Source organism: Thorsellia kenyensis, from assembly GCF_042432445.1.
GTDB lineage: Bacteria > Pseudomonadota > Gammaproteobacteria > Enterobacterales > Thorselliaceae > Thorsellia > Thorsellia kenyensis.
The window spans coordinates 1-16,062 of record NZ_JBHLXE010000111.1 but is presented as its reverse complement, the minus strand read 5'-3'; the positions used below and the strand labels follow the sequence as shown (position 1 = coordinate 16,062).

Below are 16,062 nucleotides of genomic sequence, written 5' to 3'. Positions count from 1 at the left end.
TAATTTTTATAGGGCCATCAGTATTTAGAGTTTAATTACTTGCGTTGCATTCTTAGCATACGCAAGTTGACTAATTATTCAATCGTAACAAGCCCTGGATTTTGTTGAATCACTGATAATGGCAAGACTGCCCATTCTGGTGAACCACAAGCGTTTAAAACAAAAGGATAAGTAGGTGAAATATGAAGCCCTTTATTAGTTAAATACCAACCAGAATGTGAATCAATATTCCAAGTATTAATATCCATATAATTACACTCAGGTTGTGATTGCATCTCATTAGGAGCAATTTGCAATAATTGTGACATTAACCATGGAGCCACTTGTTGGTTTTCAGGAAGGGTAATAATATCTTCAATAGAAAGTAATCTCGCTGAGGGAATATGAATGGTATAGTGATTATCTAAGTAAGCAGGATGAGCTGTACCGGGGTAGAATATGTTACCTAGCACTGAAAAGCTCAGTAGATTCTCTCTAGCAAAATTAGGATTGAATAAAATATCTGTCGATGCACCTTCATAGAAGGCTAAATTAAATCTCCGAAATTCCTCTTCAAGAAATTTATTTACTTTTTGTACTTGCGTAAAGGTTTGATTGGCTTTTAAATTAAAAAACTCTAGTTTTGATTTTTTGTCTTGCATCCAAATCAATTCCATCGAGGAGAAGTCTGTAAAAGGCGCCGATTTTTTTTCTGAAAAAGTTATGCTTTCCTGCCTTAAAATATCATAAATAGTATATTCAGAATTTCTATCTAACCCATATGAATCATTAGGATTAATACTATTGCCATCAATTTCCCGCAAATTAATAGGTAGTGATTTTGAATTTAATTCATCGTACCAATAACCCCCTGGACAAAAAAATCCACACTCTTTATTAAGAAATAGGAAGATACCTTGCCTTTTTTCTTCATTTTCAATTAAGTGAATTTTCGCTTTATCATAATATCCACTCAAGGGGATATCTACCCCATATTTTTTATAAAAATACCTGCCACTTATCTGTCCATCATAAATATTTAATTCCATCACAATTGGAATATTTTTTATGGTTCCGACATAAGTTTCCGCCTGTGAAGTCTGAGAATAAAAAAACAAACTGAATAGAATCGTCAAAAAGTTAATGAGGAGTCTAATTTTTTTTTCGGTTAACGCTGGTGCTTTCATGTGCACTCCTAAATTTAAATCATAGTAATTAAAACAATAAAAAATGAATAGTAAATAGTAAAAAAGAAAATTAATAAAATTAACTAAAAAAATCTGAAGTTTATTCAGTATTAGCTCTTTTTAACTGAACTATTTAAAGGCCTAGAAAGTGATTTTTTACGCATTTTGCTTATCCCAAAAGATATTGATTCTTTTATATCATATCGACACTTTGATTACTCTAAAAAGTTAAATTTTTGTGTCTATGCACTCAGATTTTGAAATGATTTAACTGTGTTAAGTCATTTCTAGAGTAAAAATGAAGAACTATCTTCGAGCTTCAATCAGCATGAGCCTGATTGATTAGGATAATCATAACTTATCATTAAGCAATTGATTTTTCCTCTGAATCAGAAATGTGGTGTTCTTGACCGACATCATACTGATTCAACCATGTCGTATTTCAACACTATGCTCTCACTAAGAGTTTTACATTGAAGTCATGGAAATTATTTTTTATCCATGACGTCAATGCGGAGGTTGAAATAAAGCCTGCTATTTGTAGTTTATGGGTATTTATTAATTTGAGGATTGAGTTTATTTGCCTAACTTGAGTTTTTTTAGGAGGTAACAATGTCACAATTTATTGATGTCCAAGAACTTAAAAAGCGAGCTGCAGGTCGCTGGGAAATGATTTTGAGTGCGTTAGCACCGGAATTAACTCCTGCATTAACTCGAATAGGTAGGCATGTGCCTTGTCCTATTCATGGTGGAAAAGATGGTTTTCGTTTTTTTAAAGATGATATTTTTGTTGGTGCTAGTGTGTGTAATACGTGCGGGTATTTTTATAATGCCATCGCTTTGTTAGGTCGATTAAAAGGATGGGATTTTAAAACATGCCTTAACGAAATTGACGCTTTGATTCAAAGTCCAAGTAAAAATACCACTTATTTATCTCACCATTTAAACACAGGGATAAAGACGCGTGCTTGGCATATACTCAGTTCAAACGATATGATGAAGGAAAAACAAAAACAGCAAAGAATTGAATCTGTATGGTCTCAATCAATTTCATTAGCAGAAACGAGTTCAGCTTTAGCTAGGACTTATCTTGAATCAAGAGGTTTAGTACTAAAAGATTGGCGTATTTTGGATAAAACACTTCGTTTTCATCGAGGTCTATCCTATTTTAATAAAAGTGGAATAGTAATTGATAAATTACCTTGTCTTTTAGGATCGATTAATAATGATAGCCAAAAGATAACATTATTAAGAATTTTTCTAAGTGCTAATGGGACTAAAGCGGATGTTGATGCGCCTAAGAAAATGATGCCTTATGCTAAATTTTTGTCCCTAGAGGCTGCGGCGATAAGATTGATTACGCCGAATAGCTGCCATGACTTGCTGTGTGTCGCAGAGGGAATAGAGACTGCATTGTCCATATATGTTGCAACTGAGCTGCCTGTATGGTCATGCGTCAATGCCCAGCAATTAGCTTCTTTTGTTCCTCCTAAAAACATAAAGAAGTTACTTATTTGGGCAGATCTTGATCAAAGTGGTACGGGATTAAAAGTTGCAGAAAAGCTTAAACAAAGAATGATGAAGCAGCATATTAAAACAATTATTTTGCTTCCACCCTATGAGTTAATAAACCAGCAAAAGGGCATAGATTGGAACGATGTGTTAATAAAAGAAGGGAAAATATTTTTTAATACACTTTTACAACTATCAAGATGATCTTTTAATGCCATTTAAAAAGCCACTAGTGATTGTGCTATGTGGCTTTTATTTTGAAAAAAGAGTACTAACAGATTTTATCGCGGTTTGGCGACAGTCCATTAAAACAACGCAGACGCTAAAGCTAAAGCAATTTAACAAAATTATTTATCCATAAATTTTATTGGCTTGCTTAATAACATGTAGGGGAGGCTTTTTCGTGTATTTATATTCAATTTTATTTATTGCTATCTCCATTCTTTTAAAAAATGATGGGCCATTAGCAAATGGTATTGGGCAAAGTCAATTAACATCAAGTCTACCCAGAGGTTATACAAATGAGAAAGAGAACGAAATTAATCCAAGGTTTTTCGAAAACCATCAGCAGGGATGGTTTTGGTATAAAGAGCAACTTGTTATTGATGAAGAAATGGACTCAGTGAATTCTGATAATAGAATGAATGCTAATTTAACAAATGAAGCTCTTGAGTTAACGGATGTCCAATTTTCGAATGAATGGTTTAGGGATAATCTACCAAAATTTTTAGATGCTGCTATTGATGTCCCCACCTTCGATAACATTAAAACGTATCTCTTTTTGCAAAAAAAAATGATGGATAAAAGTGAAACATTCGCAACTCTTTCTCAGCAAGTCGTCATGCAACATCCTGAATTAGATGAGAGAAATAGAAGACCTCTTGCCCCTTTTGCATCAAAGGCATTAGATAAAATAGCACAAGATAATAAAGAAAAATTACTTATCGAATTGAGTAAAAAAACAGGGATTTATTTTTTTTATCGTTCTGATTGTCCTTATTGCCATATACAAGCTCCTATTTTAAAAGCATTAAAGGAGAAATTTGAGTTGACCATTTTAGCCATCGCGTTAGACGGACGCCCTCTACCAGATAATTTATTTTCAGAATTTATCATAGATAAAGGCCAAGCTATGGCGTTGAATGTTACTAGTGTACCTTCTCTATTTTTAAAGGGAGAGGACAAACTGATCCCATTGTCTCAAGGTGTATTAAGTTATACAGAATTGATTGACCATATTTTGCTGATTGCATTGAGTGTGAATTTAATTACACAAGAGGAGTATGAGGCAACAAGAGCACTTAATTTACCAGTTTCACAAAGCATTCTACATGCCAATTAAGCACCAATATATTAATCAGACTTACCACTCGTCAGTGGAAAAAAGAGGTAATTTAATATGATAAAAAGGAATTTATTTATGCCTATTTCCATAGCATTTTTGGGAGGACAAAATAAAAATAACTCATTTAAGACTTTAACTTATCGGCTCAAATATTTATCAGTAATACTGATACTATTAATGTGCCTAGGCAATTTTTCCCTGTCAGTTCATGGCAGTATGCAAAGCGAAATGGAAAGACTGTTAGGTTCTATGACTAATACAACTCAACCAGGGGTTTATGAAACTCAACGAAGAGGAGTAATAAGTGGCGGCAGTATTGTTGTAAGAAATAAAATCATGGATGAATCACTACTCTCTTTTGTTCCCCCTTCTATGGAGGCTGGATGTGCTGGCTTAGATATGTATGCAGGGAGCCTCTCTTTTATAAATGCCGATCAATTTATTCAGTTGCTTCGTTCAGTGGCTTCAAATGCAAAGGGATATGCATTCCAGCTGGCCTTAAGTTCTATGTGTGAAAAATGTAGTCAGCATATCGAAACTCTTCAAAAAAAGGTGCAACAACTCAATGAATATTTTGGTAATTCCTGTCAACTAGCGCAAGGAGTGGTTAATGATTCTCTGAGTGCATTGCAGGCAAAAGGGCAGAATGAAGCAAGTTTGATGGGGATGATAAGTGGGAGCGGGGATATTTTTACCAATTGGTCGACTTCTCAAGGTAAGAGCCCTTATGAAAACCTTCTTGATATTGCGCCTAAAGAAGTTAAGGCATTCATTCAAGGGAATTTGGTTTGGAGGGCATTAAAAAAGCATGCTGTTGACGAGTGGTTTATAACAGGGGATGAAAAGTTACTGGAATCCATAATGTCTTTGACAGGATCCTTGATTGTAGGCGAGCTAGTTCAAGACAAGTTAGACAAAGGACAAAGTTTTTCTATGACTAAACTTCCAGGTCAATTAATCACGCTTGAAGATTTGCTGCTTGGTGGAGAAGTTCAACAGTATGCTTGTGATGACCATATTGAAAATGGATGTTTAAATCCACAGTTAGTCAAAATGTCACTCATTGGCCTTTCACAAAGGGTAGCTGAAATGTTACTTGGTAATGGTGAATCGTACGGAATAATTACAAAGTATGCTAAAAATCTAGGGTCATTAAACGAAGAAGAGATTGCACTCTTATCTATAATGCCAGGCCATATAGGCTCAATGGTAAGAACACTTAGTGCATTAAATGAGAGTGCAGCAAGGGGGTTTAGTGCAAGAGCAGCGCCATTTATTGCCTTAGATATGGCCAGAATTATGGTTGACAGTATGCTAAAAACAGTCCTATATACGTTGTCAATCGATGATCATAGCCATAGCTTAATCATGCGACAAGAACTGAACAATATAAGAGAAGATGTTAATCGGCAATATCAAGCGTTAATTATAAGATATGGCTCAGAGCAAGAAATAATCGCTCACTATAATCAACTCTTACAATTATTGCAAAGATCTAATTATTTAGACTTGAGTCATCAATAGGTTGTCCGATTATGTGGGAAGTCGATTCGATTGGTGACGGTGCTTTTTTGGCCAAAATTTTACAAGCCGTAGCCCTCGTAACACAACTCAGTGACTTTATGACGCTGGGAAAAATAGGGCTAGTTATAGGGGTGCTATTATTAGGTTTTCAGGCGATTTTGAATATTAATAGTGGAATAGATTTTAAACAATTATTTGTTGCATGGTTAGTGTTTTCTTTAACATTTGGTGCCAGAACAACGGTGATTATTAATGATAAGTATACAGCAGAGGCGAGGGTAATTGATAACGTACCTATGGGAGTAGGTGCAGCAGGCGCTATTATTTCTAAAGTGGGGGGAGGGCTTACAAAATTATTTGAACAAGCTTTTGCAACCCCCGCTATGACTGATTACGGCTTTGCTTCTACCTTAGAGGCACTAGCAAAAGTAAGACAACAATTTATGAATAATCAAGTCTTAGCAAAGCTTGGTCAAATGGATGGAACAGAGATGTTAGATTCATGGAAAAACTACATTAAAGAGTGCACACTTATAGGAATTGATATTGGACAGATAGATAAACACTATCTGCAAAGCCATCCGGATGTCATTGAAGCATTAAGATTTGAATCCTCTGTCTATGGCACATTAATTTATGTCAAAGGAAAAGAATTAGCTCTGGATTGTCAGCAAGCCTACCATGAACTAAAAAATATGACCCAATCTCAATTTATCCCAAGACTCAGAGAATTACTTAATGTTGCTAACAGAGGAAGTGTAACAGAATCACAAGAAAGAATACTGCGGGAGGCACTCAATCAATTGGGGCAAGACAGCACCTCCTTGCAAATGTATATTGCTGGTGCAGTATTGTTACCAATATATGAGGACGCTGTTGTAGAGAAATATCAAGATGAACAAGCATTTAACGCCGCTGCTATGGTCAATTTGGCCATATTGCAACGCAATACTCAGTGGTCTGCAGAGCAAACACTTTTCTTAAATATAGTCCGCCCGATGATGACTTTTTTTGAGGGTTTTATCTTTGCAATCACACCTATTATGGGGTTTGTTCTATGTCTTGGGGTAATAGGCCTTAAAATGGTGGGTAAATATTTGCTGATTTTGTTATGGATTCAATTATGGCTGCCCCTACTCGCGATTATAAATTTATATATTCATTCCAGTATTAATCAACAGATGTCCCAATTATCTACAATAAACGGTTTGCAAGTTTCTTCATTTACAGGATTGCAGCACTTAGATGGTTTATTACAAACCTGGCTTTCTACTGGCGGTATGTTGGCATCAAGTGTTCCTGCTATTTCGTTAATGCTTGTTTATGGAACATCAATATCAGCCACACATTTGGCAGGGAGACTTCAGTCTAGCGATACTCTCAACGAAAAAATGATTGCACCTGATCTGAATCAAATATCCCCTGTTGCTTCTCATGCTTCTTTATATCAAGCCAGCGAATTGAGTGGCATGGCTAAAACAGGGAGTGCCCAGCTGTTGAGTCAGTTTACATCTGACAGTGGAATCAATTATATTGAATCGGCCGCCAAAGAAGATAGTATTCAAGCAACAACAAGGTTTTCAGAGCAACTTGGGCACTCTGTGAGTCAAAATATAGGTGAATCTCTCTCTTATCAATCGTTAAGTTCCTTTGGCGAGTCAATGAGTAATGCTTATGGTAGGAGTCATGGTATTGTCCAAGAAATAGCGCAAGATATGAGTAAAAGATATGGTTTTGGACAGGAAAGTCAGGCTGCAGTCCAAGGATTGGTCAGTGGGGTGCTAGCAGGGGGGATTTCTATAGGTCAGGGTGGCGTTAAAAATAGCGCTTTAGGTAACAGTGAAAAAGTTAATCCTTTATCGTTAGTGACTAAAAACAAATTAGGATTTAATGTAAATGGAGATATTTCTTCCAAGGCAACTTCTACCACCAGCGCACAACAGAATCAATCAAGTCAATCATTCACCTCTGACTTGCAAAAACTATCAGAAAATGAGGCATTAAGAGCAGAGTACTTAAATACGCTCAGCCAAGATCTGATCCAACAATCCTCTGAAGGTGTCACTTCCAGTTTTGCAACTAATCAACAAAACATCTTATTAAAGGCTGCAGAGCGTATGAACTCAGCATCCAACAAATATAGTTCGATTAAACAAGCTAATCATGCATTTAAATCGCAAAAACACACAGATGGGCTAACATTAAGTAAACAAGCCATGAATAATACAGCGTTAATTAGCTATTTAGATGGTTACATGAATGAACATCCTCAAGCCGCGAATCGTATGCGAGAACTACTACCCATTTACCAAAATCTCCTTACCGATGATGAACAGGCCTATTTTGCAGCCTCTTTTGAAGCGTTATCTCAATCAACAAATTCACACATTGGTGAACGCAATAATGATAAAAATGCAGCGCATCAGCTTATGGCTTTAGCTACGCATTCACCCATACCTGCATTTGAAGACCAAAATTATCATGGCACTAAAGAAGTTAGGCAATTTGATGCGATGGCACAAAAAGCAGAATCCCAATTAAAGACTATTCAATCACCTTTTAATCAAGCGTTTTTGGAGGAAAAAAAAGAAGAATTCTCACAAAAAAGAGAGGCATTTCAAAATAATTCAATCAACAACGATAATCAACATAAAGATAATTCCCGTCAATTTTATCAAGAACAAGATAGTCAATTCCAAGAAAAAAAAACAAAAATGTGGGAGACTGAAATAAATAATCCTGCTTTATCGTCACAAAATGCAGCTCGATTTTTTAACGTAATCCAGGACATGAAAAAAACGCCCTCAAATTATGCAAAAGCATTGATGAATGCGTCGACTTATGTAGCTGAGGATTATAAAAAATATCGAGATAGGGCTCTTAATGAACCTTCAGAACGTGGTTTTTTGCACAGAGCATCCGTAGCAACAGAAGCGAGTTTTAATGGATTTAAAGCAGCTTATAATGCAGGTAAAGAGTTCAAAAATCCATTAGCAGCGTACAAAAACTCATTCAATCAGGATTCTTCTAATCTTGAGAGTATTGGCTTTGGCGCAAAAACTGAGGCGATAATTGCCGGAGTTAAAGGGGCTGTCATGGAAAATAAAATGAATGAATATTTGGATAAATATCGAGAAGATTTTAAACTTGAGGCTTATCAAGAGGGCATAAATATGGGACTATCGCCTATACAAAGTAAAATCTTTGCTTATTCCTTTACGGAAAGTCTGGCAAATCGATTGTTGCTCTCAGATGATAACTTGATGAAAAAGGAGGAAATACAAAATTTGCGTCAACAGCTTATTGAAGAGAGAGGGGCTTATGATGGAGCTTCCATTCAAAAAGTAGATGATGAAATAAGTAGGCTATTTAATGCCTCATTGGCTGGAGATTTTGCTAAAAATGAGCTAATTCCTCTAAGGGCATTGAATTCCAAAGATTGATGTAAAAAATAGAATAAAAAAAGGTGAATGAGCCTCAGACGTATATTATCTTAGATGTAATTCAAATTGATTTCTGCTAATATCCGCACATTGTCAATGCTTGAATATAAAAGGCCAGTTTACTGACGTTTTATGCGTCTTTTGTCAAAGAACCCTGCGAGAAAGAACAATTAGCGATCATCTTTATTTATAGATTAAGACAACCTTCGTATCTTTCTATACGTGTATTTATAAAAACACATCACTATATGTAAATTCAACTGGTGGAATTTAATACTGACAAACAATAAAAATTAAAGGAGTTTTTGATGAATAAGCAGCTACTAACAAGGCTTGTGTTTAGTTTTTTAATGTCAATGTGTATGGCATTTTTTATGAGTGGCTGGGTGACTTTTGTAAATATTGGCTTTGAAAGTCATTATTTTAAAACATGGATGAGATCTTTTATGTTCGCTTGGCCTGCGGCTTTCACCATCGTAATTATTTTAGCCCCATTTATACATAAAATTACCGCTAAAATAGTAGGTAACTAAGCCCAATTGTTATTATTGTTTGCTGAATTGAGCTTAGTTTATGTCGGCTGTGCTTTATTCAGCCAATTTTAATCTCCTTTTTCTTTTGCGTTTTTTTATCCTTCCTAACTCTATTTTAATCAGATAACACAGTTGGCATTGCAATTTTAAATTTTGATTGTTTGACTCAATATAAGTACATCCCTTAGGACAAACTCTCAATTTAATTTCTTTGGATATAAGACCGCGGCAAAGTTGCCATGCATGATTCAGTGAGATAGATTGCCATAAGTTATCCTTATCTAATTGACTTCGATAGAAACAGTCAGAATAAATATCATAAGCTTTGATGAGCGCATCAATGTCTACTTCTTTAAATATGTTATTTCCGATGGAAATATAATTTTTTAATATTATAGATGCTTGAATCATCACTCGGGTATTTTTTAATATCCCATTCACTTCTTTTAAGGGACCAGACCTTGATGCAGTTAAAAAAAGTTTTTTATGCATTTCCCTTACAAAAGAGGGAGGAAGCTCTGAGCATTTAGAAACGATGCTGACTGATAAGCCTAATCTTAACAGTGTTAATGCTTCAAAGCGTTTTTCATAAACTTGAATTTTTGTCATCCTTGATGCCTTGTTTTTTCTAATTGTTTAAAATGAATTGTTGTTCTGGTAAATAGGGACTCTTTAAAAACAAATTATTGAGTTGTATGAGATTGAGTTCCCAAGAAAAGATGGTTTTTTCGCTTAGACACAAAAGATTAAGCTCTTCTGTAGTTAAAGATACAATTATCTTTAGAAGTTCAGGCTCAATAAGTAACTGTTTGCAGGCTTTATTGAAATCTAGGTTTCCTAATTTTTTTATAAGCCAAATATAGTGGTAGTTAAGCTCAAAGATGATTTGGTTGTTATCCATAGTGACTCCATATTAAAGAATAGTTAACTGTAAAATGAGTTAAGCATTTAAGCTTGTTAGTGAAAATATTTTTATTTTCCAAGGATCTGTTCAAGGCGAAATAAGGAGCAATCGGGGTGGATAAGCCTCCTTTTAACTTGCTTTGGGTCAAGATCACATGAAATAAAAATCATATCTTCTTGCTCTAGTAATTGTATCCAATCTAACAAAGAGAGATTCTTTATTGCGGTGGCAAATTCTCTAGTGAGTTTAAACCTGATGATGCATTCTTCTAAATTGCTATCAGCCACTATCTTCATCGACAGTAATAAGTGGTGATTGAATTTGAGGATATGAGGATTCCTATACATAAAATTTTCCTTTAAAAATTGATAATTATAGATTCAGAACGGTTAATATCTTGTAGGATTATCCTTCAAGATAGGTTGTATAATTATCGTTCATAATTTGATTCGTAAGGTTAATTTATTGCCAGCAAAACGAAAAAAACACGTAAAGAAATGTCGTTTATGAAGTATAGAGAAAACCTGAAGTTAAACGTATAGCCTAAGCTCGAGCCCAAAGTCAAAGTCAAACTCAAAAACAAAAGCCAGTGACGTCACTTTTTATTCAAAGTGGCTTTATTGCAGCAGTGTCTTTAATACAGTCACCTATAAAAATGTTTCAAGGCTGAAACATTTTCAGGGTTTACCCATGATAGAGATGAATTCATTTCATTTAAAACAAACTTCTCTTGGATAAGTTTGTCGATATACACCTCAAATTAATGGGGGGAAGCATCCGGGTGGAGCGCCTGTAGAGCCTTAATTATCAGGCGGTGAATGATTTTTAATGATAAGCGCGGATGTCAAAGTAATTTTAAAGCGACCGTTGATTTTTAATTTTTGGCGTATGAAATGCCCCGTGCGAGTGTTATAATGCCAATTAACAAATTGCAATAAATGCCTCGCTTAGGTGTAAAACTTACCACTTTAATAGGTTAATTGCATTTATAGTCTAGCATAATCATCAGTCGCATCAGTAGAGAAAATGCCATGGCAATAATCTTGAATTTAATTTTAGAAAACAGTATTAACTTATCCTTCTTTCTTGTAATGACCTTTATTTTTATTTTTTCTTTCCTCTGTTTGATAAGAAAAAAATTATCAGGTTTTGTTGATTATACCCCGTCACTATTGACATCTATTGGTATTTTTGGAACGTTTCTTGGGATTTTTTTCGGTTTATTAGAATTTGACCCAGAAACCATTGATGAAAGTATTGAAACTTTGCTTTCGGGTCTAAAAACTGCGTTTGTCACCAGTTTAATAGGCTTAATTTTATCGATGGTATTTAAGACGTTAGTGACTTTTTTCGAAGGCAAAACAGATGATGATTTGACGACAGTTACTCAAGAAGACATTACACCTGCCCATATTTATGAAATTTTAAAGTCACAAAGCACATCGTTAAAAAAAATAGAAACTTCATTTCAAGATGAGCAAGGACGTTCATTGATTGGAGAGATTGCTAAATTACGAGAAGAGAATCATAAATTCCAAACAAGTCAAACTCAGCGATATGAAAAATTTGAGCAAGCTTTATGGCTAAAATTAGATGAATTTATCAATATTTTATCAAAATCAGCAACTGAAACGATTATTGAAGCATTAAAATCAGTTATTGAAGATTTTAACCAAAATCTTACCGATCAGTTTGGTGCTAATTTTAAAAAATTAAATGAAGCAGTTTTTAAATTGGTAGATTGGCAGGATAATCACTTAGATGAAATGAACCGTTTAATTGAGTTACATAAGCAAAACTCTTTAAGTGCAGGCCACATGTCAAAAACATCTGAGAAAGTGGTTGAGTCAATGCAAAAGGTGTTTGGGATATCAAAATCCTTGGAAGAAGTTTTGCATGTTAATCAACATCAAATTAATGAGCTAAATAGGCATCTAGCAGCATTTGCTTTGATGCGTGAAAAAGCCGTTGAAGCAGTGCCTATCATTCAGAGTAAAATAGAGGAAGTGACATCGCAACTTGCAAACGGCGCTAGTCAACTAAACCAATCATTAACTCAAAGTGCAAACCACTTAACTGAATCTAATAAGGTAATCGCCGAAAGTTTAATGCAGGCAAGTCAAAGCGCTAAAAATGTTCATATCCATTTTGATAGAAGAATGCATGAGATGGTTGATAAATTCAGCGACTCAGTTAAAAATGTGATGGAAACTTTTTCAACTTCTCAGAATGAAATGACAGATTCTATTTTAGATAATACCGATCTGATTTTAAATCGTATCAACGATCAAACAAAGCATAATGTGGATAGAACCACTGAAGCGATGAATGTTCAATTTATGACATTTGAAAAAATAATGAATGATGTATTGAAAGAGTTGCATAATACACATAAATCGGTATTAGAAAGTTTTGAAGGTAACCAAAATAGTATCAGTGATGCATTATTGATTCATACACTTAATATGCAAAATCAGGTGGAAGAACAAGTCAAAAAAGTAATAGAAGTTACGCTTGAAGCAATTAATATGCAAATTGAATCTTTTGATGAATCAACTAAAGCCTTTATCAATAAATTTGAATCATCGCTTGAAGTAGTGCTTCAAGACATCGCGGCTACACAAATTACTATGGGCGATGTATTAATTACCCAAACAGAAAAAGTATTAGGGCATTTGAAAGATAATCAATCTCATTAAAATAACATATCATGAAAAAAATTTTCGGCGAACATAAAACTAAAAAAAAACAGGATGCATCAGAACAATGGATCAGTGTATCTGATTTAATGACAGGGTTAATGGTGGTATTTTTATTTATTAGTATTGCATTAATGCGCCATGCGCTTATTGAACGTGATAAAATAAAATCCATCGCAGTAGCATATCAACAGAATCAAGTTGCCATATATGATGCACTTTTACTGGAGTTCTCTAAAGAATTGAATGCATGGAATGCCCAGATAGATAAGGACACTTTAGCGTTTGAATTTAAATCTCCAGACATTTTATTTTCTAAAGGCTCATATGAGTTATCTGAAAGTTTTCAAACTATGCTTAGGGATTTCTTTCCACGCTATATGGCAGTATTGGATAAATTTAAAGAGTCAATAAAAGAAGTTCGTATTGAGGGGCACACCAGTAGTCAATGGGGAGAAATGACCAGTGTGGATGAAGCCTACTTTTACAATATGGAATTATCACAGGCAAGGACCCGATCTGTACTCTCATATATTCAATCATTAGAATCGTTAGAAGGCCAAAAGGATTGGATAAGAAGCCACGTTGCTGCAGTTGGGTTATCATCTAGTAAGCCCATTGTTGATGAAGAGGGCAAAGAAGATTCTGACAAATCTAGACGCGTTACTTTTCGTGTTATTACAAACGCTGATATTCAAATAAGTAAAATTATTCAAGAATAAACTAGCGTAACAGTTTTGGAACGGTATAAGGTTAGTACTTTTTCATAGTTCATTCACACAGTACACATCAATAGGCCGCTTTTATCACTAATTCTCCCTCCCCCTAACGCATCGGAATAATCCCCACAATGTGAATACATTTCAATAAATTAACAAATGGATCTGAAAAACACTCGCTAATTTTATTTCAGCTGGAAAAAGTATCTATCTACTAAATTAATTGTTCAATATAGATGTGCTATACAGTTAAACAAATTATGAATATATCATATGCTGATCAAACAGTGGTTCTTAAATTGACAGCGCAAAATTTGAGTGAAAAAGGGAAAATGAATATTACAATCTAAAGCAGAATTTTACTTTTTACTCTTTCTTACCTTTAAAAGTCTTAAAAAACAGTGTTTTTTAATTCAAAAGGTTATTCCTACTCTAGCGTAATTTATTGCGCCTTTATCTCGTCACTTACTATCATACTTTTTAAACACTGCAGATAGGGTTGATTTAGTCCCTACCTTTTCTCACCGACATTCGTTCTGCTAACCACTATCTTGACAAGCTCCGAATACTATAAGCTCATTAATCATTCACATTACAAGGCTCAAAGCTTGAAGACCTCAATTGGTTTCTTAAGTTCAGAAAATTAACAAAAGAAAATTAACAAAAGAAAATGAATTTAGAAAAATGAACTCTAGAGAATAAATCAAAAATCAAGTCTGATTACTCTATCCAATAGAAATTATGATGCAGGTTCTGACATTATTTAAAACCCACACAATCGTTTCTTAATAATACTCAATCCTGCAACTTGAAGGATTTTCAGTTAGGCTAAGAAAGAGGAAAGGTTTTCCTTAAAATACATAAAATCAAATAAATTAAGCTATACTCCTTAATATTAAATCCTATTATTGATAGTGAAATAAGAAAATCTTGGCTGCGCTTTTGATGCAATATGAATGACTGTTTTCTGTATATCGATGCATAGCCAAAGATTGTGATACTATTTTCAACAAAGTTATGCCTATTTGCTCACTTTGAATCATTTTAGAATAGTATTTGTTTAAGTAAGAGTAACAATAAGGAGAGTTATGAAATCACAGGAAGATTCTCAATGGGAAATTGCACTAAAGCGCGCCATTAGCGTCAGTGAATTTAACCGTCAAATACAAGCTAAAAAAAATGACCTTCACGATATTATCAATCAACGAATTAAGGAGCAAATGGATTGGTTAAGAGAAGAAGCTCAGAATTTAACTGCTGAGTATAACTCTTTAAATGAAATCATTAGAAAAAATAAAACTATGCATGAATGGGGTACATTAACGATTGTAATACGCGAAAATAAACACAGTTTTGCCATTGAATGGTACCAAAATAATTTTATGAAAATTAATGGTCAATGGCGAGTATTTAAGAAACGAATGAAATTTAATAAAAAGGATTTACGCTTTAGTTTTAAAAAAGCGAATCGACCTAAGACATGGGAGGTGAGGGAGGCTTTAGATCTTGAAAATAGATTTTCGGTATTACGTAATCAAATAAACAGGCTAATTGCAATAAATCGATTAACATTAGCAAGTAAACAAGTAAACAAGTAAGATATTGATATGTTAACAAGGATTGTAAGATGCCCCAATTAAAGGATGAATGTCTATTTGAAAACTCTAAGGAAAAAGTATTTAAAGACAAAATGCGAGGTTATGAGCGCTTATTTCTTGAAGAACTCAATGTACGTATAGATGATGAAATAAAATGGCTTCTGAGTCAAGCGAACTATTTAGTCAATGATCATCTTATTTTAAGATACAGCTCACTAAAAAGTGACCAACACGATAGCAATATTCAAAGCAATGAGGTCATGCTTTTCGTTAAAATAGCGATTAAGAAAAAAGGATTTACTATAGAATGGTTTTTACAATATTTTTCAGTTAAGGAAATCAAAAAAAAAGCTTTAATTATCCCCTTGAAAATGAATAAAAAAAAGATGAGCTATTCTTTTGGCCTAACAAGTGGGGTACCAGCTTGGGAAAGAGAGCATGCCACATTCATAGAAGAAAAATTTTGTTTGATTCGCAAAAGATTGAATGTTTTATTGAAAATTCACCAACAGCTTATTCAAAAGGCAAATTAACTCAGCTACGAATTAATGAATCGTGGATTCGTATAATAAGTGCATACCCGCTGTCAGTCGCATGGGATTAATTGAGGGTCGAAAAG

At 34.3% G+C, this 16,062-nt stretch carries 13 protein-coding genes; 9 read left to right on the top strand and 4 right to left on the bottom strand.

From position 1 onward, the window contains the following. Nucleotides 1–74: 74 nt before the first annotated feature. Entirely contained in the window at nucleotides 75–1,166 is a 1,092-nt protein-coding gene (locus tag ACFFIT_RS12825; RefSeq protein ID WP_385878260.1) for a hypothetical protein, read from the bottom strand. Between the two features lie 612 nt (nucleotides 1,167–1,778). Between ACFFIT_RS12825 and ACFFIT_RS12820 the strand changes: the two genes are divergently transcribed. The 5 genes from ACFFIT_RS12820 (at nucleotide 1,779) to ACFFIT_RS12800 (ending at nucleotide 9,523) form a co-directional block, all read left to right on the top strand. After that, the gene (locus tag ACFFIT_RS12820; RefSeq protein WP_385878258.1) at nucleotides 1,779–2,882 is read left to right on the top strand and encodes a toprim domain-containing protein; all 1,104 of its coding nucleotides are present in this window, start codon (nucleotides 1,779–1,781) and stop codon (nucleotides 2,880–2,882) included. Nucleotides 2,883–3,081: 199 nt separating this feature from the next. Further along, nucleotides 3,082–4,020: a conjugal transfer protein TraF gene (gene traF, locus ACFFIT_RS12815; protein WP_385878256.1), complete on the top strand. Its 939-nt coding sequence runs from the start codon at nucleotides 3,082–3,084 to the stop codon at nucleotides 4,018–4,020. 180 nt (nucleotides 4,021–4,200) lie between these two features. Continuing rightward, nucleotides 4,201–5,547, top strand: coding sequence for a conjugal transfer protein TraH (locus ACFFIT_RS12810; RefSeq protein ID WP_385878346.1), 1,347 nt, complete (start codon nucleotides 4,201–4,203; stop codon nucleotides 5,545–5,547). An 11-nt stretch (nucleotides 5,548–5,558) separates the two neighbouring features. Continuing rightward, nucleotides 5,559–8,990: a conjugal transfer protein TraG N-terminal domain-containing protein gene (locus ACFFIT_RS12805; RefSeq protein ID WP_385878254.1), complete on the top strand. Its 3,432-nt coding sequence runs from the start codon at nucleotides 5,559–5,561 to the stop codon at nucleotides 8,988–8,990. A 308-nt stretch (nucleotides 8,991–9,298) separates the two neighbouring features. Then, nucleotides 9,299–9,523, top strand: coding sequence for a DUF2798 domain-containing protein (locus tag ACFFIT_RS12800; protein WP_385878252.1), 225 nt, complete (start codon nucleotides 9,299–9,301; stop codon nucleotides 9,521–9,523). A 54-nt stretch (nucleotides 9,524–9,577) separates the two neighbouring features. Here the strand turns inward: ACFFIT_RS12800 and ACFFIT_RS12795 are convergent, their stop codons facing one another. The 3 genes from ACFFIT_RS12795 to ACFFIT_RS12785 all read right to left on the bottom strand — a co-directional run bounded on the left by ACFFIT_RS12795 (nucleotide 9,578) and on the right by ACFFIT_RS12785 (nucleotide 10,774). Then, the gene (locus tag ACFFIT_RS12795; protein ID WP_385878250.1) at nucleotides 9,578–10,132 is read right to left on the bottom strand and encodes a FlhC family transcriptional regulator; all 555 of its coding nucleotides are present in this window, start codon (nucleotides 10,130–10,132) and stop codon (nucleotides 9,578–9,580) included. A gap of 19 nt (nucleotides 10,133–10,151) precedes the next feature. Next, the gene (locus ACFFIT_RS12790) at nucleotides 10,152–10,424 is read right to left on the bottom strand and encodes a hypothetical protein (RefSeq protein WP_385878248.1); all 273 of its coding nucleotides are present in this window, start codon (nucleotides 10,422–10,424) and stop codon (nucleotides 10,152–10,154) included. Between the two features lie 71 nt (nucleotides 10,425–10,495). After that, complete coding sequence (locus tag ACFFIT_RS12785; protein WP_385878247.1) at nucleotides 10,496–10,774, bottom strand: hypothetical protein; 279 nt, start codon at nucleotides 10,772–10,774, stop codon at nucleotides 10,496–10,498. A 684-nt stretch (nucleotides 10,775–11,458) separates the two neighbouring features. On the opposite strand from ACFFIT_RS12785, the gene ACFFIT_RS12780 reads away from it, so the two are divergent. From ACFFIT_RS12780 to mobI (ACFFIT_RS12765), 4 genes are all read left to right on the top strand, one after another. Next, a complete protein-coding gene (locus ACFFIT_RS12780) occupies nucleotides 11,459–13,126 on the top strand; it encodes a MotA/TolQ/ExbB proton channel family protein (protein ID WP_385878245.1) in 1,668 nt (555 codons plus the stop codon). Between the two features lie 11 nt (nucleotides 13,127–13,137). Further along, nucleotides 13,138–13,848 carry an OmpA family protein gene (locus ACFFIT_RS12775; protein WP_385878243.1) on the top strand — a complete coding sequence of 237 codons (711 nt, stop codon included), beginning with the start codon at nucleotides 13,138–13,140 and terminating at the stop codon, nucleotides 13,846–13,848. Between the two features lie 1,085 nt (nucleotides 13,849–14,933). Next, nucleotides 14,934–15,443, top strand: coding sequence for a conjugative transfer protein MobI(A/C) (gene mobI / locus ACFFIT_RS12770; protein ID WP_385878242.1), 510 nt, complete (start codon nucleotides 14,934–14,936; stop codon nucleotides 15,441–15,443). A 29-nt stretch (nucleotides 15,444–15,472) separates the two neighbouring features. Further along, the gene (gene mobI / locus ACFFIT_RS12765) at nucleotides 15,473–15,976 is read left to right on the top strand and encodes a conjugative transfer protein MobI(A/C) (protein WP_385878240.1); all 504 of its coding nucleotides are present in this window, start codon (nucleotides 15,473–15,475) and stop codon (nucleotides 15,974–15,976) included. Nucleotides 15,977–16,062: the final 86 nt, after the last annotated feature.